Origin of the sequence: Aminobacter sp. J41, from assembly GCF_000526635.1 — a bacterium.
Lineage (GTDB): Bacteria > Pseudomonadota > Alphaproteobacteria > Rhizobiales > Rhizobiaceae > Aerobium.
The window spans coordinates 1-21,737 of the sequence record NZ_JAGL01000028.1 but is presented as its reverse complement, the minus strand read 5'-3'; the positions used below and the strand labels follow the sequence as shown (position 1 = coordinate 21,737).

Genomic DNA, 21,737 nt, shown 5'->3' with positions numbered 1-21,737 from the left:
GACAAAGGAGTCCCGATGGAACCCGTTTTCGACATTGAGAGCCTGCTTGCACGCAAGCGCCGCGCGGCACGTATCGCCGATGAGGGCGCTGCCTTTCTGATGGAACGGGCGGCGGAAGACCTGGCCGATCGGCTGAGCGCCGTCGAGCGCCGCTTCGAGAAGGGTGCTGCCCTGTTTTCGACTACGGATGCCGCCGCGCGTGTGATGGCGCAGTCAGGCAAGGTCGCCAGCGTCGCGCGGGTGGAGGTCGATGCCGGCCAGACAGGCTTCGACGGCATTACCGCTGTCCCCGAGACCGTACCGTTCGAGCCAGAGAGCATCGATCTCGCCGTCTCGCTCTATGCGCTGCACGAGATGAACGACGTGCCAGGCATGCTGGTGCAGATCCGCCGGGCATTGCGCCCCGACGGCCTGTTCCTCGGCTGCATGGCCGGCAACGGCACGCTTGCCGAACTGCGCGAAGCGCTGCTGGCCGCGGAAACGGAGCTTTATGGCGGCGCGAGCCCCCGCGTCTTCCCGTTTACGGACGTGCGCGACGCCGGCGGCCTGCTGCAGCGGGCGGGGTTGGCGCTTCCCGTCGCGGACCTCGAGACGGTAACGGTTCGCTATGACTCGATGTTTGGGCTGATCCGCGACCTGCGCGCTATGGGCGCGACCAACGTGCTGGTCCAGCGCGGCCGCAAACCTGCATCGAAGGCGCTGTTCCTGCGGGCGGCAGAAATCTATGCGGAGCGCTTCTCCGACCCTGACGGGAGAGTACGGGCAACATTCGCCACCATCTGGCTGTCGGGCTGGGCGCCGCATGCGTCGCAGCAAAAGCCGCTCAAGCCGGGCAGCGGCCAGGTCTCGCTCGCAAAGGTATTGGGCAAGGGCTCTGAGACGCCTTGATCGCCTGATCGGCTGCGATCAGCGCACGCTGGTGGCGTTGCTGTAGCCTTCGGACGTCTTCTGGAACATGGCCGCGACGTTGTCCGCTACCAGGCCGACGCCGCCCATGATCGCCAGCGATACAAGAGTGGCGATGAGGCTGTACTCGATTGCCGTCGCACCGCTTTCATCGCTGAAGAACTTCCTGAGCATATCCTTATCCCTTGTCGGGGCGCACCTGCGCGTTTGACCAAAGGGTAAGGACGGTCCCGGTAAAAAAGGTTAACGCGAACGGCCTGATTGGTTTGAGGTGAATAAAGTGCAAACGGGCCTCGTCCGGCCCACAACTCGCCTCAGCAGGCGCCGGAACGCGTTCCGTTCTGGCGGATGACGCAGACGGCATTCGGGTCGGCTTGCAGCACGCTACGACGGACAATGTAGGTGGAGCCGGAGCGCTGATTGCCGGGGCTGATCGAGCCGGTCGACATCATGTCCACGCCCGCAAACGAGCGGTCGGACTGCGCGAGCCTCTCGGTCTGCTTGGCCACGATCGGGGTCAGGATCATCGCCAGCGCAATGGCTGCCGAACCGAACAGCAGCGACAGCCTCAGCGCACCCATGCCCGCATTGACCAGGCCGGTCCTGCGCCCCGCGCGGGAGCGGCCCCATTCATTGCTGCTCATGCAAGGTTCCCATCACGCACATGATGGGTAAACCTTTCACAACTCGCTGAACGTTTTGTTAAAGTTCTGCTGACCCTAGAGGAGGTCGATCAGAAAGGGTATCAGCGGCGCGTCGGCTGGCGGCATCGGGTAGTCGCGCAGGTTCTTCGGGCGCACCCACTTGAGCGCCTGATGCTCCTTCGCCTGCGGAATTCCCCAGTAGCGGCGGCAGACATAAAGCGGCATCAGGAGATTGAAGGTGTCGTAGGAGTGGCTGGCGAAGGTGAGCGGGGCCAGGCACGCGACCTTCGTCTCGATCCCGAGTTCCTCAGCCAGCTCGCGCACCAGCGTCTCCTCCGGTGTCTCGCCAGGCTCGACCTTGCCTCCGGGAAATTCCCACAACCCCGCAAGCTGCTTTCCTTCGGGGCGCTGGCCGATCAGCACGCGCCCGTCCGCGTCCACCAGCGCACAGGCGGCAACCAGAACAAGTTTCTTCGGCGTCTCGCTCACTTGATTCATCCCCTTGCTGGCTGCCGGTAGTGGTAGCGATAGACCTCGCCGAACCCCATCGACCGGTAGAGTTGCAATGCGGGCCCGTTGGTAGCCTCGACCTGCAGCCAGGCGCGTTTGGCTCCTCGGTGCTGCGCCCACTTCAGCGCAGAGAGCAGTAGCCGCCGGGCATGGCCGCGGCCACGCTGTTCCTTGCTGGTCGCCACCTCGAAAATGCCGGCAAGGTCGCCGTCGCGAACGCAGATCGTGGTGGAGACAGGCACCCCGCCCTCTTCCAGCACGAACATGCCGGCTTCCGGCTTGATCCCGGCAATTACCTCGGAAAGTCCCGGCCTGAGCGACGCGGCGACGTTGCCGATCTCGATCGCAGCGCTGACGTACTGGTCAGCGTCCTGCAGCGGCTCCTGAGGCAAAGCACCGTCCAGTACCTCTTTGCTGAGATCCGACTGCATCACCAGCGACTCCCCGAACCGCTGCCAGCCCTCGCTGTCGAGATGCTCGGTCAGCTTTTCAGAAGCGAGAGGCGACATGCGGAAGGTCAGCGGCCGGCCGCACTCCTCGAACTTGCCGGCGGCGCGCTCGATCCGCTCGGCCATGTTGCCATGGTCGGCCGGGTCGAGCGGATTTATCGAGTTGAGGCGCTTTGCCGGATGGCCACCCGTCAAGCGGATCGCCCACAGGCCGTCATATTGCACCGAACTTGCGGGCCAGGCACGGAATCCCGCAGCCTCCAGCCGGCGGACCGCCGGCAAAAGGTTCTGGCGTTGCGGGTCGCTGCCTTGCATCGGACCTTCCTGGCGGCCTTACGACCGGTAGTCACCGTTAATGGCAACGTATTCCTTGGTAAGGTCGCAGGTCCAGACGGTCGCCTTTCCGCGGCCAAGGCCGATGTCAACGCGGATGACGATCTCGTCGCGCTTCATGTAGGCTGAGGTCGCCTCTTCCGAGTAGTCCGCGTCGCGCTCGCCGTTTACGGCAACGCGGATGTCGCCGAACCAGATTGCCAGCAGATCGCGATCTGCCGGCTCGCCGGCCTTGCCGACAGCCATGACGACGCGGCCCCAGTTCGCGTCTTCGCCGGCAACCGCCGTCTTCACGAGCGGCGAGTTGGCGATCGACAGCGCGATACGCTTGGCCGAGCGCGCCGACTTGGCGCCGGTCACGGTGACTTCAACCTGCTTGCGCGCGCCTTCACCGTCACGCACGACCTGCAGCGCGAGGTTCTTGAGCATCTTGTTGAGCGCCCGGCGGAACGGCACCAGGCGCGGATCCTTGGCATCGTTGACGCGCGCCGCGCCGCGCTTGGCTGCTGCACCGGTCGCGAACAGGAGCAGCGTGTCGCTTGTCGACGTGTCGCTGTCGACGGTCACCGCATTGAAGGTCTTGCCGACGCCGGCCGACAGAAGGTTCTGCAGTACCGGCGCCTCGATCGGCGCGTCGGTGGCAATGAACGAAAGCATCGTCGCCATGTCAGGCGCGATCATGCCCGCGCCCTTGGCGATGCCGTTGATTGTGACTTCTACGCCGCCGAAGTCCACCTTGGCGGTGGCGTACTTCGGATAGGTGTCGGTGGTCATGATGGCCTTGCCGGCCTCTGCCCACAAGCCAGGCTCGGCGCGCTGCGCCATCTCGGCCAGCAAATGCGTGAACTTCCCGGCCGGAAGCGGCTCGCCGATCACGCCGGTCGAGGCGAGGAAGATCTCGCCGGTCGAGCAGCCGACCGCCTTGGCCGCAGCCTCGGCGGTCATTTCCGTCGTCTCGCGGCCCTTCTTGCCGGTGAAGGCATTGGCGTTGCCGGAGTTAACCACCAGCACGCGGGCCGACCCGCCCGGCAGGTTCTGCCGGCAGAAGTCGACCGGCGCCGACGGGCACTTAGAACGGGTGAAGACGCCCGCGACAGTCGTCCCCTCGTCGAACACCATCGTCAGCAGGTCCGTACGGCCCTTGTACTTGATGCCGGCCTCGGCGGTGGCGATGCGCAGACCCTCGATGGCCGGCATGCGGGGCTGCTTTTTCGGAGCGAGCGGAGAGATGGTATCCGACATTTTGGACAGCTTTCGCGGACGTGCTTGTATTACTCGTTGGCCGGGGTTTCTTCGTCGCCGGCTTCGGCAGCCTCGAGGGCATCCTTCAGCGCCGAATCGGTGATCTCGACCTTGGCTTCATCGCGGAGCTTGCTGACTGCATCGAAATAAGCTTCGCGCAGCAGCAGCGAACGGAACTGGTGCTGAACCTGCTCGAATGCCGGCGGCTCGGCGTTGCGCTTGTCCTCGACCTTGACGACGTGCCAGCCGAACTGGGTCTTCACCGGCTCCTTGGAGTAGGAGCCGACTTCGAGGGCAAAGGCAGCCTGCTCGAATTCCGGAACCATGCGGCCCTTGCCGAAGTAGCCGAGGTCGCCGCCCTGGGCAGCAGCGCCGTCCTGCGACTTCTCCTTGGCGATCGCCTCGAAGTCGCCACCAGCGTCGAGCTCGGCGATGATCGCCTTGGCCTCTTCCTCGGTGTTGACGATGATGTGGCGCGCGCGGATCTCCTCTGCCGCCGGCAGCTCCTTGATCTCTTCGTCGTAGCGGGCGCGGATCGCGTCGTCGGACACAGACTGGGCGATGTTCTTCTCGATGTAGGCGCTGTGCAGCGCGCGGTCGCGCAGCATAGACATGCGGCTCTTGAACTCGTCGGTCTCGGCGAGGCCGGCGCCCTCGGCCTTATCGGCCATCAGGCGGATCTCGATGATCGCCGAGAGAGCGGCAGCGCGGCGCTGCTCGGCCGGAAGCTGAGCGAACTGCTGCTCGAGGTCAGCCATCGCGACCTGCAGGTCGGTCTCGGTGATCGGCTTACCATTGATGGTTGCCACGACTGCATTGGTCGGCGCGTCGGCCGGCTTGTCAGCCTGCGCTCCCGCCGCTCCAGCGAAAGCGAACATGGTGGCTGCAACACCGATGCTGATGATCGGCAGGCGGCGGAAGGAGTGAATCATTCGGGTGTCTCCAGTATGGGATCGGCCGGTACGGACGTGGATCCTTCAAACCAGCCGAAATGTGGCGATTTTCCGCTTGCAGGCCTTGGGTCGCGTAGCGTTGACATCGCTTGTGGCCCCTCTTATCTGTCCTTCCACTTGGCGTCCAGAAGGGTTTTCACGGGCGCTATCCCCGTTTCACGGCCCGCCAGGCACATCGACAGTGGGCTTGGCCGCGTCACCCCGTGGCGTTCCGTACTGAAAGGACCATTGATGGTCAGCTTTGGCGCTCTTGCCCGCAAGATTTTCGGCTCTTCAAATGATCGACGCGTCAAGGGTTACCGCCCGCGCGTCGAAGCGATCAACGCCCTCGAGGGCGAGATTTCCGCGCTCTCCGATGAAGCACTGCGAGCAAAGACGGACGAGTTCCGTGCCCAGCTCGCCGAGGGTCGCTCCATCGATGATCTTCTCGTTCCGGCCTTTGCCGTAGTGCGCGAAGCGGCGAAGCGCGCGCTTGGCCTGCGGCCGTTTGACGTGCAGCTGATCGGCGGCATGGTCCTGCACGGCGGCGGCATCGCCGAGATGCGCACCGGTGAAGGTAAGACGCTGGTTGCAACCCTGCCGACCTACCTCAACGCGCTGCCCGGCAAGGGCGTCCACGTCGTTACCGTCAACGACTACCTCGCCAAGCGCGACGCCGAGTGGATGAGCCGCGTCTACGGCTTCCTCGGCCTCACGACCGGCGTCATCGTCCACGGCATGTCGGACGACGAGCGCAAAGCGGCCTATGCCTGCGACATCACCTACGCCACCAACAACGAGCTCGGCTTCGACTACCTGCGCGACAACATGAAGTATGACCGCGCGCAGATGGTGCAGCGCGGCCACCACTACGCCATCGTCGACGAAGTGGACTCGATCCTGATCGACGAGGCGCGCACGCCGCTGATCATCTCCGGCCCGCTCGAAGACCGCTCGGATCTCTACATCACCATCGACGCCTTCATTCCGCGCCTGTCGGAAGAAGACTTCGAGGTCGACGAGAAGCAGCGCACCGCCACCTTCACCGAAGGCGGCACCGAGAAGCTCGAGAACATGCTGCGCGAGGCGGGCCTGCTGAAGGGCGCTTCCCTCTATGACGTCGAGAACGTCGCCATCGTCCATCACGTGAACAATGCGCTGAAGGCCCACCGCCTGTTCCAGCGCGACAAGGACTACATCGTCCGCAACGGCGAAGTCGTCATCATCGACGAGTTCACCGGCCGCATGATGCCGGGCCGCCGCTTCTCGGAAGGCCTGCACCAGGCTCTCGAAGCCAAGGAGAAGGTGCAGATACACCCCGAGAACCAGACGCTGGCCTCGATCACCTTCCAGAACTATTTCCGGATGTACACCAAGCTCTCCGGCATGACCGGTACGGCTGCGACCGAAGCGGAAGAATTCGCCAACATCTACGGCCTCGAAGTCACCGAGATCCCGACCAACCTGCCGGTCAAGCGTATCGACGAGGACGACGAGGTCTATCGCACGGCCGAGGAGAAGTACCGCGCCATCATCCGCGAAATCCGCGAGGCGCACGCCAAGGGCCAGCCGACGCTGGTCGGCACCACCTCGATCGAGAAGTCGGAATACCTCGCAGATCGCCTGCGCAAAGAAGGCTTCACCGACTTCCAGGTGCTGAACGCCCGTCACCACGAGCAGGAAGCGCAGATCGTTGCGCAGGCCGGCCGTCCGGGCGCGATCACCATCGCAACCAACATGGCTGGCCGCGGTACCGACATCCAGCTTGGCGGCAATGCCGACATGCGCATCGCGCAGGAACTCGGCGACATGCCTGCAGGCCCCGAGCGCGAAGCCAAGGAAAAGGCGATCCGTGAGGACGTCGAGCGGCTGAAGCAGAAGGCGCTCGAAGCCGGCGGCCTCTACGTGCTCGCTACCGAGCGCCATGAATCGCGCCGCATCGACAACCAGCTGCGTGGCCGCTCCGGCCGCCAAGGCGATCCTGGCCGCTCGAAGTTCTTCCTGTCGCTTCAGGACGACCTGATGCGCATCTTCGGCTCCGATCGCATGGACTCCATGCTGCAGAAGCTGGGTCTGAAGGAAGACGAGGCCATCATCCACCCTTGGATCAACAAGGCGCTGGAGAAGGCCCAGAAGAAGGTCGAGGCCCGCAACTTCGACATCCGCAAGAACCTTCTCAAGTTCGACGACGTGATGAACGACCAGCGCAAGGTCGTCTTCGAGCAGCGTCTCGAGCTGATGGACGGCGAGAACCTCAGCGAGACCGTCGCCGAGATGCGACAGGACGTCGTCGAGGACCTCGTAGCCAAGCACATCCCAGAGAACGCCTATGCGGAGCAGTGGGACACCGCCGGCCTCAAGGAGGCCGTGCTGGCCTATCTCAACCTCGACCTGCCGGTCGACGAGTGGGCCAAGGAAGAAGGCATCGACGAGGAGCAAATCCGCGAGCGCATCCAGGCTGCTGCCGACGCGGCCGCTCAGGACCGCGCGGAGCGTTTCGGTCCGGACATCATGGCCTATGTCGAGAAGTCGATCATGCTGCAGACGCTCGACCATCTGTGGCGCGAGCACCTGGTCAACCTCGACCACCTGCGCTCGGTCGTCGGCTTCCGCGGCTACGCCCAGCGCGACCCGCTTCAGGAGTACAAGTCCGAGGCGTTCGAGCTCTTCCAGGCGATGCTTGGCAACCTGCGCCAGGCCGTGACGGCGCAGCTGATGCGCGTCGAGCTGGTGCGCGAGGCGGCCGACGCCCCCGCCCCGCAGGCGCCGAGCAACGTGCGCGGCGAACACGTCGACGCCTCGACCGGCGACGACTCCTTCGGCGACGGCTCGCTCGCAGTCGCTGCGGCTTCGTCGCGCCTCGTGCCGGCTGACCAGCGCAACCCGAACGATCCGTCGACCTGGGGGCATGTCGGTCGCAACGAGGCCTGCCCCTGTGGCTCGGGCAAGAAGTTCAAGCACTGCCACGGCGCGTTCTAGGCGCCAGCTGCCGGAAAGATCAGATCGCGCATCGGGCAACCGGTGCGCGATTTTCTTTGTCCACACCCCGAGCTGCCACCCGGACTGCCGCTGCGGCACATCTCACCGTTTCTTAAAGAGTCCGTCCTAACACTGCCGGAGCAAGTTCCCGGGAAGTGTTCGGAGTAGACGGGTGCGATTTTCTGCTGTTGCGACGGCTGACCGGCTTTTGCCGGAACCGCTGGCAGTGCGCCTGAAGCCGCTGCTCGATCGGATCGACGCGACGATTTTCTCGGCCGAGAACAAGAACAATGCCGGCCGAACCTCGCTGACCGCCTTCATCATCCGCGTCGCCAGCGCGCTGATCGCCCTGTTCAGCCAGGTGCTGATGGCCCGCTGGATGGGCGGCCACGAATACGGCATCTACGTGCTCGTCTGGACGACGATGCTGATTGCCGGGAACCTGTCCTGCCTCGGCTTCCACACCTCGATCGTCCGCTACATCCCGCAATACCGCGTGCAGGGCGCGATGGGCGAGCTGCGCGGCGTCATGCAGGCCTCGCGCGTCATCGTGGCAGGCGTCTCGACACTGATCGCCGCCCTCGGCATCGCCGGCATCTGGCTGTTCAGCGATCATTTCGAGAACTACTACATCATCCCGTTCTATCTCGGCATGGTCTGCCTGCCGATGCTGGCCATGTCGGACACGATCGAGGGCACAGCGCGCGCGAATTCGTGGGCCGTGCTGGCGCTCGGCCCGATCTATATCCTGCGCCCGATCCTGATCCTCGTGCTGATGGCGCTCGCCATGGTGTTCGACTACCCGCACACCGGACAGACGGCGATGGTGTGCGCGATCCTGGCGACGCTGATCACGACGCTCTGGCAGGCAGCGACGATCATCCCTCGCGCGGCGACGGAGACACGCCACGCCCGCCCGGTCTGGCACCTGCGCGAATGGATGGCCGTTTCCTTCCCGATCTTCCTGATCGAGGGCTTCGTCTTCATCCTCACCAATGCCGACGTGCTGATGGTCGGCTGGTTCATGGACCCGCACGACGTCGCGATTTACTTCGCGAGCGTGAAGATCCTGGCGCTCGTCCACTTCGTCTATTTCTCGGTGAAGGCAGGCTCCGCCCAGCGCTATGCCGAGTACTATCAGGCCAACGATCACCAGCGCCTTGCCTCCTTTGCCCGCGCAACGGTTGCCTGGACGCTATGGCCGTCAGTGGCGATGGCGGTGGGCGTGCTCATCATCGGCAAACCGATGCTGATGCTGTTCGGCCCCGACTTCGACACCGGCTATCCGTTGCTGTTCGTGCTGGTGCTGGGCGTGATCGCCCGCGCCGCGGTCGGTCCTGCGGAAAGCCTGCTGACCATGACTGGCCACCAGAATGTCTGCGCCGCGATCTATGGCGCGGCCCTCGTCGTCAATGTCGGCATCAACATGATCCTCATTCCACGGCTGGGCCTGTGGGGTGCCGCGGCTGGCATGGTCACGGCAATGGCCTTTGAGGCCGTCGTGCTGGCACTGGTCGTCTGGCAGAAGCTCGGCATCGCCATGGTCGTGCCGGTGCGGCGACAACCCGTCATGGGAGAAGCGTGATGGCTGCTGTTCCTATTCTCGAAGAGCTGAGCGGCAGCGCCTCCGGGCGCATGATCGGCGGCTTCGCCAATATGGCGGATGCGCCGATGCCGCCATCGCTGGTCGAACAGGTGATGTCGCGGCGCGAGCGACGGCTGTCGATCTATCCGGCAACCGCCGGCTTCGAGCTGGTCGAGGAGCTGGACTTCCTCGCCGCGCGCTCAATTGAGCCCAACATCTTTTTCAATCCGCGCTTCCTCGCTCCGGCCATGCCGCGCCTCGAGGATCGTGACGTGCGGCTCGCCGTCATCCGCGATGGCGATGAGGTACGCAGCCGCCTGCGCCTGCTCGTGCCTTTCACCGTCGAGAAGCCATCGGTTCCGTTTGCCACGCCTCACCTGCGCACCTGGGCGAACCCGTTCGCGCCGCTCGGCACGCCGCTCGTCGACCGCGACGATCCGGCCCGCGTCATCGAGGACTTCTTCGAGATGCTGGCCCGCCCGCACCTCAAGCTGCCGAAGGTGTTCGTTATGCCAGAGGTGAGGCTCGACGGGCCCTTTGCCTCGATGGTGCGCAGCCTCGCCGACAGCCGCAATCTGCCGGTCGAGACGGCCAATGCTGCCGAACGGGCCTTCATCGAGAGCGACCTCGATGGCGATGCATATCTTCGCAACTCGCTGCGCTCGCATCACCTCCGTGAGTTCCGGCGCCTGAAGCGGAAGCTTGAGGAAAAGGGCGCGGTCGAACACACCGTTGCGCGCCAGCCGGACGAGGTCCGCTTCGCCGTCGAAGCGTTCCTTGCGCTGGAGGCAAGCGGCTGGAAAGGCCGCGCCCGAACCGCGATGGCGATCGATCGCTTCCAGGCCGCCTTCGCCCGCGAGGCGGTGCAGAGGCTCGCCGAAAAGGACATGTGCCGCGTCCACACCCTCACCCTCGAAGGACTGCCGATCGCGGTGATCATCGTCTTCATCGAGCACGGCGTCGCCTACACCTGGAAGACGGCCTATGACGAGGAATACGCCGCCTATTCACCGGGGACGCTGCTGATGATCGAGGTCACCCGCTCGCACCTCGAGGACCCGAACGTCACCGTGACCGACTCCTGCGCCGTGCCGGACAACCAGATCATGAACCGGCTGTGGAGCGAGCGCCGCCAGCTCGGCATACTCGTCATCGGCCTTACCCCCGACGCGGCGCGCCAGACCCGCCAGACCGCCCACGAGCTGCAGCGGACGGAGCAGGTGCGCTCCTTCGCGCGCGGCCTGCGTGACAAGGCCAAACGTCTCCTGAAGCGCACCTAGCGGCGCTCCTGCGCCTCGGCGCGGGCACGATCGCGAAAGATGCGTCGGATGACCTTGCCGGTCGTCGTCAGCGGCATCGAGTCCACGAATTCGACCTCACGTGGGTATTCATGCGCCGACAGCCGCTCGCGCACCCAGCGACTGATCTCGGCCTCCAGCCCTTCGCGCCGCTCGGCACCCTCGCGCAGCACGACATATGCCTTGACGATCTCGGTGCGGAGCGGGTCGGGTTTGCCGACCACTGCTGCCAGCGCGATGTCGGGGTGACCGGTTAAGCAATCCTCGATCTCGCCTGGACCGATGCGGTAGCCGGCTGAGGTGATGACGTCGTCGTCGCGCCCGAAGAAGTGGAAGTAGCCGTCCTCGTCCTCGATCCCCTGGTCGCCGGTGACCATCCAGTCGCCAATGAATTTCCTCGCGGTCGCTTCCGGGTTCTCCCAGTACTCCAGGAACATGACCGGATCGGGCCTCAGCACCGCGATCTGACCGGCCTCCCCCTTCGGCACGCGCCGCCCCTCCTCGTCGATCACCGCAACCGTGTGCCCCGGCACCGCCTTGCCAATCGCCCCGCCTCTGCTGACGCCGATCGCGGCACATGAGGCCAGCACCAAATTGCATTCGGTCTGGCCGTAGAACTCATTGATCGTGATGCCGAGCTCGTTCCTCGCCCAGTCATAGGTCTCACTACCAAGCGACTCTCCGCCCGAGCCTATACTGCGGATCGACAGGTTGAAGCGCTTCGTCACACCCGTCGCCGACTTCAGCATCCTGAGCGCCGTCGGCGGGATGAAAGCGTTGCGCACCTTCATCTTCTCCATCAAGCCGAGCGCTGCTTCCGGATCGAACCGCTCGAACCTTGCCGCCACCACCGGTACGCCGAAATAGAGCGCCGGCAGAAGAACATTGAGCAGCCCGCCCGCCCAGGCCCAGTCGGCCGGCGTCCACATCAGGTCGCCGGGCTGCGGCAGGAACTCGTGCGGCATCTGGACGCCCGGAAGATGGCCCAGCAGCACGCGATGGCCGTGCAACGCCCCCTTCGGCGGGCCGGTCGTGCCTGAGGTGAAGATGATCAGCGCCGGATCGTCCGGCCCGGTGTCTTCGAGTTCAAAGGGTCCCGGATGATCATGGAGGAGCTTGTGAAAATCGAGCGCGCCAAAGCCGGGTCCGTCGATCGACACCACCTGTTCCAGCATCGGCAGGCGCGGCCGGATCTGCGCGATCTTCGCGCGGCCAGCCTCATTGGTGATGATGACGCGCACACCGGCCGTGTGCAGTCGATACTCAAGCGCCTCGACGCCGAATAGCAATGCCAGCGGCACCGCAATCGCGCCGAGTTTGTAGATGGCAATGTGGGCGATGGCGGTTTCGAAGCATTGCGGCAGCAGCAGCGCGATACGGTCCCCGCGCGCAACACCCTTCGCCCGCAGTGCCGCGGCGAGCGCATCCGAGCGGCGGCGCAGCTCGCCATAGGTCAGCGTTTCGGCAGCGCCATCGCTGCGATAATCGAAGAGCGCTATCCGTTCCGGCTGGCGTTCGGCCCAGACGTCGCACCCCGCGCGGCCGATATTGAAGCGCTCCGGCATCTGCCAGCGGAAGTCCCTGTAGAGCGCTGCATAAGTATCGCGTCTTTCCAGCATTCCGGACGCTCCGTGGGTACCGGCAGGATCAGCGGCGGGAGGAGAGCCTTAGCCAAATCATTTCGCTCGTCAATCAGAGGACAACATCGGATCGGCCGGATTTTCATTTCGAGATATGCTGAATTAATAACATCTAAAGGTTGCCGGGCGAGTGTTCGCTCGAACAGGCGGGGACATACATGCCGATCACCCAGACTGCATTCGTGCGCAATAGCGCGTTGCTTCTTATAGTCGGCTTCATCGCGCTCGTGGCGGTGGTGGGCACCACCGTTTGGCTCATCGACCGCGCCCAGTATTTCTTCGACGACGTTCTCGACGCGCGCACGTTGCGCGTGAACACGGTCAACCTGCGCGTCGCCCTGCAACAGGTGGAATCCTCCCAGCGCGGCTTCATCATCACGCAGGACGAAGCTTACCTTGCCCCCTTTAACGCGGCACGCGACCGCGTCATGCCCCTTTACGAAGAACTTCGTGAGGACGTTGCCGGCAAGCCGAAATACCGCGACCGCGTCGAAGCCCTCGGCCCCGCGCTCCAGCAGAAACTCGATGAGCTTGATGAAACGATCGCCCTCGTCCGCGACGATCGGATGGCGGATGCGGTCGCCGTGGTGCGGACCGATCGTGGCCGCCAGATCATGGATGACGCGCGCGATCTGCTCACAGAAATTGTCGATGATGCCGACACCAGCCTCGAGACGATCATTCGCGACCAGAAAAGCAGCGCAAATACCTTGCGCGTCGTCGCCATCGCCGGTGGCCTTGTTATCCTCATCGTTGTCGGCGGCTCGGTGATCACCGCTCTCAGCTACACCCGCGATCTTCTCGCGGCCCGCGCGGAAGTCGAGGCGCTGAATGCAGGCCTGGAACAGCGCGTGAAGGAACGTACGCAGGATCTCATCAACGCCAACGAGGAGGTCCAGCGCTTCGCCTACATCGTGACGCATGACTTGCGCGCGCCCCTCGTCAACATCATGGGGTTCACCAGTGAGCTGGACGAGACGATGAAGGCGATCCAGGCCTATGTGCTGGCGGATGGCGAGGTAGGCGAACAGGATATTCGCAACGCGCGCCAGGCGGCGGAGGAGGACCTTCCGGAAGCGATCAGCTTCATCCGCTCCTCGACCCGGAAGATGGATGCACTGATCAACGCGATCCTGAAGATCTCGCGCGACGGCAAGCGGCCGCTCAAGCCTGAGGACATCGACCTGGAGGCGCTCCTTCAGGCGAACCTCGACACGATCCAGCATCAGGTGACTGAAGCGGACGGCGAGACGTCGCTTGCGGTGAGCGTTCCGCGGATCGTGTCTGACCGGATTTCGCTCGAACAGATCGTCGGCAACCTTCTCGACAATGCCGTAAAGTACCGCGACAAGAACCGGCCGCTGAACATCCGGATCAGCGCGGAGCACGCCCCCGCCCGGCAGGTGCGGATTTCCGTGTCCGACAACGGTCGCGGCATTGCCGCCGAAGACCACCAGCGCGTCTTCGACCTCTTCCGCCGTTCGGGCCAGCAGGACCAGCCGGGCGAAGGCATTGGTCTTGCCCATGTTCGTACCCTGGTGCGTAGCCTTGGCGGCGAGATCAGCATGTCCTCGACCTTCGGCGAGGGAACCACTTTCACCATCGTCCTGCCGCAGGACGTCAGGACCATTACAAGGAGCGACGCATGAACCGCGCGACCCCGGTGACCATCATCATGATCGAGGACGATGAGGGGCACGCGCGCCTCATCGAGAAGAACATCCGCCGCGCCGGCGTGAACAATGAGATCATTCCGTTCACCAACGGGACCGAGGCGCTGGCCTATCTGCTAGGCCCTGACGGCTCGGGTCAGGAAAGCGCCGGCCGGCATCTCCTCATCCTGCTCGACCTCAACCTGCCAGACATGACGGGCGTCTCCATCCTGGAGAAGGTGAAGAACAATCAGCACACCCGCCGCTCGCCCGTCGTGGTTCTGACGACCACCGACGACGAACGCGAGATCCGGCGTTGCTATGACCTCGGCGCCAACGTGTACATCACCAAGCCGGTGGACTATGACGGTTTCGCCAATGCCATCCGCCAGCTCGGCCTCTTCTTCTCGGTGATGCAAGTTCCGGAGACCGAATAAATTGCCGAACCGTACATACCGGGTCCTGCAGATCGACGACGACCCCGCGCTTGCGCGGCTCGTCCAAAAGGCCCTGACCCGGCTCGGATATGCTTATGAACACGCTCCGGATGCTGACAGCGGCCTCGAGCGCATCGCCGGCGGCGACATCGACGTCGTCGTCCTCGACCATTTCCTGGAAGGCGGCATCGGCCTCGGCCTGCTCGAGAAGCTGAAGGAGCAGCCCTCGGCGCCACCAGTCGTCTATGTCACCGGCTCGCAGGAGCCGCGCGTAGCCGTCGAGGCGTTAAAATCGGGTGCGGCAGATTACGTTATCAAGACCGTCGGCGACGAATTTCTCGTCCTGCTCATCAGCGCGATCGAGCAGGCGATCGAGAAGGCGCGGCTGCAACGCCAGCGGCTCGAAGCCGAGCGCGAAGTGCGCGCCGCGCGTGACCGTGCCGAGATCCTGCTGCATGAGGTCAACCACCGCGTCGCCAACAGCCTCGCATTGGTCGCGGCTCTCGTCCGCCTGCAGGCTTCGGCAATCACTGACCAGCATGCCAGGAATGCCCTCAACGAGACGCAGGCGCGCATCTCGGCAATTGCAGGCCTCCACCGGCGGCTCTACACCTCAGAGGATGTGAGGTCCGTCTCGCTCGATGCCTATCTGCAGGCGCTGATCGACGAACTCGACACTACGCTTCGCGCCGACGGCCACACGGCGCAGATCCGTACCCAGCTCGAAAGCGTGCAGCTGCCGACGGACAAGGCTGTCTCGATCGGCGTCATCGTCACCGAGCTGCTGACCAACGCCTACAAATATGCCTATCCCGGCGGTGACGCCGGTGAGGTCCGGGTCATGCTGCAGCGAACGGAGGGCAACCGGGCGCGTCTGGTCGTTGAGGACGATGGTGTCGGCTGGAACGGTACCGGCACCCCGAAAGGGTCCGGCCTCGGCACCCGCCTTATCTCGACGATGGCGAATCAGCTGGGCACGACGATCTGCTATAGCGACGGCTCTCGCGGCACGCGCAGCGTGATCGAAATCCAGCTCGGCTGACAGCCTCCAAATAAAGCCTTCTCGTCATCCCCCGCCGAGTCATCGCGGCGGGAACATGCACGCGCGAATTTCGCAGCAGGGTCCGCAGAAGTCCCCGCACGTTCCCGAGCCACATGTCGGCACGGGCACACACACTGCTTCACATATTATCTGTATTGGCGGTCCAAGCCGCGAGATCTGCAGGGTGTGAAGCAGACCTCATCACGTTACGTAAGATCAGAAGTAGCTTTCCCGGCGCGCCCAAGGACCGCAATACGCCGTCACCAAGCAAATCTTCCCACCACACCCACGCGGGTTACCTGCTTATCTTCTTCGTCGACGGCTGCTCACTACCCGCACTTATACGTTATTCGGCCACGCTTATAGCCTACTGTTTCGTATAGGCAAAAAAATCCCCTCAAAAATGCGGCACGAATGCAGGCATTTGAGGGGAAATAGTAACCTCGACTGGAGATCGAGAAGTAAAAATAACCACGGTTTCGCTTAATTGTCCATACGTTGACCGGTTTCCGTCCAAATTGTACCGCTGCTACCATTTGGTAGTGTGCCGATAACGCCACATCTTCTGGCCCAATATTTGTGCAGGCGGCACTTATGCGCACAACAAGCTTGAATGACTCGCCGCCATGAACAATGAATGTCGATGAAAAGAGGGGCTAGGACCGGATTCTTTTCACCAGTCGGCCGACAGGCCAACCAACTACAGTTCTCGTTTGGAGGGAAAAATGAACATTAAGAGCCTGCTTCTCGGCTCCGCGGCTGCCATGGTTGCAGCCACCGGTGCTCAGGCTGCCGACGCGATCGTCGTCGCCGAGCCGGAGCCCATGGAATATGTCCGCATCTGCGACACCTACGGCACGGGCTTCTTCTACATTCCGGGCACCGAGACCTGCCTGAAGATCGGCGGCTACCTCCGTTACCAGATCGACTACCGTGACTCCGACGACGACGTCTGGAAGCTGGCCCGCTTTGCTCCGTCTTTCGACGCTCGCAACAGCACCGAGTGGGGCACGCTCCGTTCGTACGCTGAGGTCGAGTTCAACTGGACCCTCAACAGCACGCGCACCGGCTACGAAAACGGCATGACCCTGCGTCACGCCTTCATCGACATCGGTGACCAGAACTTCCTGCGTATCGGTAAGGCCTGGAACCCGCTCCGTTCGTGGGTACCGACCGGCAACAACATCAACGACCAGCAGCTCTCGGCTGGTGTCTACAACCTCGGCCAGATCACCTATGCCTTCAACGCCACCAACGGCGCCGGCATTGGCGGCGGCATCGGCTTCAGCGGCTTCGTGTCGGTGATCGAGTCCGACGGCCGTGACTTCCATCCGTCGATCGAAGCCGGTATCGGCTACGGTTGGGGCCCGCGTCCGTCGACCAACTTCGCCCGCCTGGCCGTTGGCTATGACACCGACGAGGGTTCGTTCATGGTTCGCGGTGGCGTCGACGTCGCTCTCGGCAGCATCGCTACCGGCCGCGTCGCAGTCCAGTACGTGAACGACGAGCCGGGCTACTACCGCGCCGCTCTCGGCGGTTCGGAGTGGTCGGTCCTCGCCGCTGTTGACATCAAGGCTACCGACACCGTTGCTGTTAACCTCGTTGGCGCATGGTACGACGACGGCCCGAGCGGCCTCGTTCAGCGCGAGTGGGAAGCTTCGGTCGGCCTGAACTGGCAGCCGTTCGGCAACAACAGCCTGCAGATTCGTCCGGAAATCACCTACGTGAACAACCGCGACGTCGACGACAACTGGGGTGCAACCCTGCGCTTCCAGCGCAACTTCTAATCAGCTCTCTGAGTTGATCTGAGGGACCCGGCGGGCAACCGCCGGGTTTTCCTTTTTCTGGCCGCTAACACCGCGTTCCACACCTTGACGCGCGCAGCCGTGCACCAATTTGACCAACTAATTCTCGGGAAAAAGAATTCGGATTGGTGCCCCTGGCCGTTGTGTAATTTCTCAATGAAATCAACGGATTTTGTCCAAGCTCACCCCGCACCTGACCCATTGTTTTGATTGAGGTTTTTCTTCCCCGCCCCGCACCTTTTTGAGGTGGCGGAACCCATGCCGATTGCCCCGCTCGTTGGCAACCCGATCACCCCGATTATCAGCTCGACCTCGAGGCGCTCGACCTGCCCCTTCGCATGTTTATCGATACCGCGATACAGGCGGGCTGGTAACAGAGACTGTCTATGCGGACGTTGAGTCAGCAGCGAAGCTTGACAATAGCTTAACGGCGATCATTATGAACTCTCTTGATCTTAAGTCTTCGGCGTTTGGGGGCGTTGCTGGACATGGAAAAGGCGAACTCTCCTCTTGAGACGATTATAGATGAAATTGATCGCGCATTAGACAGTGGGTTCTACTACTTGGCGGTGGCCGCAACACTCACCCTCCCTGACATTTGCGTATCCTTGGTTGATGGAGACCGACGGAAAAAGCGTGGGGAAAGATACGCAAAGTGGTGCGACAAGAACCTCGGGGACAACTTTGCATATGTGACCGGCAACGATTTATGGAGTCTGCGGTGCGGAGCAAGCCACAGTGGGCGGTTCGGTGGTTTGGACCATAACGTCGGTCGAGTGATCTTTTCGCTTCCAGGCACAGGCGTCTTCGTGAACTGCTTGTTCAATGACGCGTATTTCTACAGCGTAAGTGACTTCTGCCGGAATTTTATGGCGGATGTTCGCAAGTGGTACGCCAAGCATGCCGACGATGAAAACGTCAGGAAACACATGGAGCGAATGGTTCAATATCGCCCAGATGGCATCGCGCCCTATGTAGAAGGGGCTCCTGTCCTTGCTTAACAAGAACCGGATTTCCTCAGTTTCAGCCTCGTTTTCTTTTGCCACAAATGATACTGCTCGGGTGCACCATGGCTTTACCCCCGATAGGACTTCGGCCAGATCTTAGCCCTCTCGCCAGGTGACCCGCCGCTCCCACCACACGCGGTCAAGGCGTCGGAGCTTGATCGTCTGCATCTCTTCAGCCGTTGGGTTCGAGATCTCGACGTAAGGATTGGCGCGGCAGGCTTCGCACCGCATCCGGCGCTCGAGATTGAGCGCCGGGATATCTCCGTAAAGCCTGATCATGTCGGCCGGGTGATACCAGCACACTCGGGAGCAGATGCAGCGAATCCGCAGAAGTGCACCGGCCCGTACGGCTTCCGACAGCATGACGGGCGGCACGCCCTTGCGCTTGTTCGACATAAGAACGGAATAGGAACAAATTCCACTTCTGGTCAACGAGAACTTGCGGTTCCCCGCCAACCTGCGGCGCCCATCAACAGCAGCGAGCAGACCCATGCATGCCCGCCGCCAACGGCTGACAGTCAAATGGCGCCCCCCGACGAGCTTCAGAGAAGTTTTGCGATGACCGTTGACATTTTGGCGTCTCTCCGCAAGACGATTATCCGGGGTTACGATGATAGGGGGAAGCAATTTGCGAGATTTCAACTTGATCCGCCTGCTCGCCAGCGACGGAACGTGGGATGCTTTTGAAGACGACTGGCGCAGGCAGTGCGCTGAACTTGGCGAAGACTTTGAGGCATACGCAGGATCAACCTTTGCCGTCGTGTCCGATCTGGTGGCGTCCGAAGACAAAAGGGCGGGCGTCTTCGGCCTTCAGGCCGAGGACAACACCTTCGCCGCCATGTGCCAGGTGAACAAGGCGGACCTTCCAAAGTTCGTGGGTCCCGTCCTTCGCACAAGGTTCATAACGCTTTCGCCGGAGTACGATCTCACCGATAAGTCGCCGCTGGAGTATGGTAGTGTACTCACCGGGGTGTTTACAGAAGTACTGGGACTGGCTTATCTGGACCCTGAGTTGGCGTCGCGGCACATCAAATTCCACCTCCGCAGTCCTCAGGACATTGCTTTCTTCACGACCATCGAGCAAGGCTTTCGCGAACGCGACATCTTTGCGTCTATCCACACTCGGGGAATGTGGTTATACATCTCGCGAAAGTAACGGAACCTTAGATGGTTCTGCAGATTGTGGGAGGAATGTTTGTGGAAGGGTTTACGATGGAACCGCAACTTAGGGCTGCCATCAAGGACGTGATCGTTGAGGCCATCGAAACGTTCGGGTTGGATAGGTTCAAGCAGACTTCGCTTTTCCTCAGTAACCAACGCGCATCCGAGACCGTCAAGAAGGCCGCTTGATAACTCCGCACTGACTTCCGCGCCCCGCCCAATGTGCGGGGCGCTTTTTTTAGGCCGCCCGGAAACGAAAACAAAAAAGCCCGCCATCGCGAGATGGCGGGCAAGTCGACAGCCTTGGAGAAGAGCCTCGCCGGAAGGAAGAACAACGAGGCCCGCCGGCAACCGGCCGGCACGGATCGCGACCAGGTCGCAATTCGTCATCAGGGCGGCGGCCGCCCGGTCAGCCATGTGTAGACGCCGAAGGCCCAGCCGACGAAGGTTGACGAGGCAGATGCCGGCGCGCAACAGAAAGTCACGCCAATGCACGGCTCCCCCCGGACTCGAGGGGCGTGCAGTCTCTCCTCAACGACATCAAGTACGAACTTGAAGCAGGTGAAAGCCCAGGCGAGGTCGTTGCAATGGCTTCGCAGCGGAATATCGCCGTTCGGGCTGGTGTCAAATAGAAACCAGCGAATCCCCAGGCAGTTCGATGAACTAGGCGCCGGAACATAAAAGCCCGCCACCGCTTGGTGACGGCAAGTCCTGATCAGCACACCGCTGGAGAGTAACGACGGAGAAACCGGCGTCCGCCTGGCGCGGATCACGCCGCCCGCCGCAATTCATGGTGTCGTGGTGACATCGCGGGGTGAGAGACCCAGCTTCCGCGCCAGCGCCGATAGGAAGAGGTCACTGAGCCACATGGCCGAAGTGCCGATCAGGAAGGCCATGGCGAGCACTACCTTCGCCGGATCGTCCGGCACCGGCGCCCCGATCAGCGTGACGTACTGGACAACCGGCAGCGTCAGGTAGGCGGAGGCCAGTGCGCCGCAGACCGGCGACAGCACAACCTCGCGGATCCGTAGCCGCCGTCTCGAGATGGCACGCAGCAGCCCGCCGCCGGCGCCGGCATATAGCACCGCTGGGTCAATGCCGATCGAAGACAGGATCTCATGCAGGCTCATTTCGCCACCTCGGCCTGATGGCGGGCGCACTCGCTCTGCGTCCAGGCGCGGGCACCGCATAGGCCCGCAATCGTGTCATCGATCTTGTCCTGGTCGGCGGCGGTTGCGCCGCGTGCCCCGATTAGCGACGTGCCGACAATGCTGCGTGTTGTGCGCGTCAGCCGCTCACTCGACGCAGCGACCTGCTGCGAAGGAGTACACCCCGTCACGCTCAAGGCACTGGCGACGAAGAACGCGAGCACGATCGGCTTCATTGGCAAGCTCCTGTATGGCTATGTTGGTGGCTGCATCGAGTTCTGCTGCTTTGGATATTCCGCCCGCGTGGTACTGGTCGGGGCCGTAGGAGAACACGGCCCAGAAAAGGGTAAGCGCAGCGCCGACAAGCGCTCCGGCACCAACTTTCAGCGCATCGTCGAGCAAGAAAAGCATCAGACCAGCCCCTCGCGGATCTCCTTCACCCCGGCGATGATCTGCCGGCGCATCAGTAAGATGACGGCAAGAAAGACGAGGACGACCCCACCGATCGCGACAATCGCCTGCCAGTCCATGCCAGCGAGCCAGCCAAGGCCAAGGGCGCCGGACGAGAAGAGACCAGTGATCCAGGACCACAGCCCGGTCTTCTGCTTGACCTCGTTCTCGACCGACATCGGGACCGTGGGCTTGTCGACCGGAACCGAAACTTCCCGCACCACCTCTTTGACGTCGGCTGGATGGCCCACCATCAGCTGAGCGGTCTTGCGCACATCCTCAACTCGGCGCGACCAGCCCTTGCCGAAGGTCTCCCACATCAGCTTGCCGTTGTTTTTGATGCGCTTGAGGAAGGCCAGCCGGTTGTCACAAAGCGCATCGATCACATCACGCGCATTCGCCTTCTCGGCCGCTGCAATCGTCTGAGGCCCGACCCGGCCGTCCTGCGCTACACCGAGCACCGCCTGCAGATATTTGGCCGCGCGAGCCGGTCCGCTGTTCACCGCAAAGTCAAAGA

The 21,737-nt window shown here is 62.8% G+C and carries 22 protein-coding genes; 11 read left to right on the top strand and 11 right to left on the bottom strand.

Going from position 1 to position 21,737, the window contains the following annotated elements:
* Positions 1-15: 15 nt before the first annotated feature.
* Entirely contained in the window at positions 16-888 is an 873-nt protein-coding gene (locus L630_RS0116115; protein WP_024849269.1) for a methyltransferase domain-containing protein, read from the top strand.
* A gap of 18 nt (positions 889-906) precedes the next feature.
* On the opposite strand, the gene L630_RS22540 is transcribed toward L630_RS0116115, so the two are convergent.
* The 6 genes from L630_RS22540 to L630_RS0116085 all read right to left on the bottom strand — a co-directional run bounded on the left by L630_RS22540 (position 907) and on the right by L630_RS0116085 (position 5,016).
* A complete protein-coding gene (locus L630_RS22540) occupies positions 907-1,080 on the bottom strand; it encodes a Flp family type IVb pilin (protein ID WP_084466122.1) in 174 nt (57 codons plus the stop codon).
* Between the two features lie 140 nt (positions 1,081-1,220).
* Entirely contained in the window at positions 1,221-1,550 is a 330-nt protein-coding gene (locus tag L630_RS0116105) for a hypothetical protein (protein ID WP_024849268.1), read from the bottom strand.
* A gap of 75 nt (positions 1,551-1,625) precedes the next feature.
* Positions 1,626-2,039 carry a (deoxy)nucleoside triphosphate pyrophosphohydrolase gene (locus L630_RS0116100; protein ID WP_024849267.1) on the bottom strand — a complete coding sequence of 138 codons (414 nt, stop codon included), beginning with the start codon at positions 2,037-2,039 and terminating at the stop codon, positions 1,626-1,628.
* A gap of 5 nt (positions 2,040-2,044) precedes the next feature.
* Positions 2,045-2,824: a GNAT family N-acetyltransferase gene (locus tag L630_RS0116095; protein ID WP_024849266.1), complete on the bottom strand. Its 780-nt coding sequence runs from the start codon at positions 2,822-2,824 to the stop codon at positions 2,045-2,047.
* Between the two features lie 18 nt (positions 2,825-2,842).
* Complete coding sequence (argJ, locus tag L630_RS0116090; protein ID WP_024849265.1) at positions 2,843-4,084, bottom strand: bifunctional glutamate N-acetyltransferase/amino-acid acetyltransferase ArgJ; 1,242 nt, start codon at positions 4,082-4,084, stop codon at positions 2,843-2,845.
* 29 nt (positions 4,085-4,113) lie between these two features.
* Positions 4,114-5,016, bottom strand: a complete 903-nt coding sequence (locus L630_RS0116085) for a peptidylprolyl isomerase (RefSeq protein WP_024849264.1) — start codon at positions 5,014-5,016, stop codon at positions 4,114-4,116.
* A gap of 252 nt (positions 5,017-5,268) precedes the next feature.
* Here L630_RS0116085 and secA point away from each other — a divergent pair, with 252 nt between their 5' ends.
* From secA to L630_RS0116070, 3 genes are all read left to right on the top strand, one after another.
* Positions 5,269-7,995, top strand: coding sequence for a preprotein translocase subunit SecA (gene secA / locus L630_RS0116080; protein ID WP_024849263.1), 2,727 nt, complete (start codon positions 5,269-5,271; stop codon positions 7,993-7,995).
* A 172-nt stretch (positions 7,996-8,167) separates the two neighbouring features.
* Positions 8,168-9,580 (top strand): lipopolysaccharide biosynthesis protein, encoded by a 1,413-nt coding sequence (locus L630_RS0116075; protein ID WP_024849262.1) that lies wholly within the window; start codon positions 8,168-8,170, stop codon positions 9,578-9,580.
* The gene (locus L630_RS0116070; protein WP_024849261.1) at positions 9,580-10,860 is read left to right on the top strand and encodes a GNAT family N-acetyltransferase; all 1,281 of its coding nucleotides are present in this window, start codon (positions 9,580-9,582) and stop codon (positions 10,858-10,860) included. Before L630_RS0116075 ends, L630_RS0116070 begins: the two co-directional genes overlap by 1 nt.
* On the opposite strand, the gene L630_RS0116065 is transcribed toward L630_RS0116070, so the two are convergent.
* A complete protein-coding gene (locus L630_RS0116065) occupies positions 10,857-12,497 on the bottom strand; it encodes an acyl-CoA synthetase (RefSeq protein ID WP_024849260.1) in 1,641 nt (546 codons plus the stop codon). The genes L630_RS0116070 and L630_RS0116065 overlap by 4 nt on opposite strands.
* A 179-nt stretch (positions 12,498-12,676) precedes the next feature.
* On the opposite strand from L630_RS0116065, the gene L630_RS0116060 reads away from it, so the two are divergent.
* The 5 genes from L630_RS0116060 (at position 12,677) to L630_RS0116040 (ending at position 18,455) form a co-directional block, all read left to right on the top strand.
* On the top strand, positions 12,677-14,167 hold the full coding sequence (locus tag L630_RS0116060; RefSeq protein ID WP_024849259.1) for a CHASE3 domain-containing protein: 1,491 nt from the start codon (positions 12,677-12,679) through the stop codon (positions 14,165-14,167).
* Complete coding sequence (locus tag L630_RS0116055) at positions 14,164-14,607, top strand: response regulator (protein ID WP_024849258.1); 444 nt, start codon at positions 14,164-14,166, stop codon at positions 14,605-14,607. The genes L630_RS0116060 and L630_RS0116055 overlap by 4 nt, the downstream gene beginning before the upstream one ends.
* Position 14,608: 1 nt before the next feature.
* Complete coding sequence (locus L630_RS0116050; RefSeq protein ID WP_024849257.1) at positions 14,609-15,649, top strand: histidine kinase dimerization/phosphoacceptor domain -containing protein; 1,041 nt, start codon at positions 14,609-14,611, stop codon at positions 15,647-15,649.
* A 725-nt stretch (positions 15,650-16,374) separates the two neighbouring features.
* Positions 16,375-17,436, top strand: a complete 1,062-nt coding sequence (locus L630_RS21625) for a porin (protein WP_024849256.1) — start codon at positions 16,375-16,377, stop codon at positions 17,434-17,436.
* A gap of 506 nt (positions 17,437-17,942) precedes the next feature.
* The gene (locus L630_RS0116040) at positions 17,943-18,455 is read left to right on the top strand and encodes a hypothetical protein (protein ID WP_144708763.1); all 513 of its coding nucleotides are present in this window, start codon (positions 17,943-17,945) and stop codon (positions 18,453-18,455) included.
* Between the two features lie 102 nt (positions 18,456-18,557).
* Here the strand turns inward: L630_RS0116040 and L630_RS0116035 are convergent, their stop codons facing one another.
* Positions 18,558-18,953, bottom strand: a complete 396-nt coding sequence (locus tag L630_RS0116035) for a hypothetical protein (protein ID WP_144708764.1) — start codon at positions 18,951-18,953, stop codon at positions 18,558-18,560.
* Positions 18,954-19,104: 151 nt separating this feature from the next.
* Between L630_RS0116035 and L630_RS0116030 the strand changes: the two genes are divergently transcribed.
* Together L630_RS0116030 and L630_RS0116025 are read left to right on the top strand one after the other, a co-directional pair.
* A complete protein-coding gene (locus L630_RS0116030) occupies positions 19,105-19,617 on the top strand; it encodes a hypothetical protein (protein ID WP_144708765.1) in 513 nt (170 codons plus the stop codon).
* An 11-nt stretch (positions 19,618-19,628) separates the two neighbouring features.
* Entirely contained in the window at positions 19,629-19,811 is a 183-nt protein-coding gene (locus L630_RS0116025; protein WP_024849252.1) for a hypothetical protein, read from the top strand.
* A gap of 599 nt (positions 19,812-20,410) precedes the next feature.
* Here the strand turns inward: L630_RS0116025 and L630_RS0116015 are convergent.
* The 3 genes from L630_RS0116015 to L630_RS22535 all read right to left on the bottom strand — a co-directional run.
* Positions 20,411-20,752, bottom strand: a complete 342-nt coding sequence (locus L630_RS0116015; RefSeq protein ID WP_034330593.1) for a hypothetical protein — start codon at positions 20,750-20,752, stop codon at positions 20,411-20,413.
* The gene (locus L630_RS0116010) at positions 20,749-21,006 is read right to left on the bottom strand and encodes a hypothetical protein (protein ID WP_024849250.1); all 258 of its coding nucleotides are present in this window, start codon (positions 21,004-21,006) and stop codon (positions 20,749-20,751) included. Before L630_RS0116010 ends, L630_RS0116015 begins: the two co-directional genes overlap by 4 nt.
* 174 nt (positions 21,007-21,180) lie before the next feature.
* A partial coding sequence (locus L630_RS22535) for a putative peptidoglycan-binding domain-containing protein (protein ID WP_024849249.1) occupies positions 21,181-21,737 on the bottom strand: 557 nt, incomplete at its 5' end.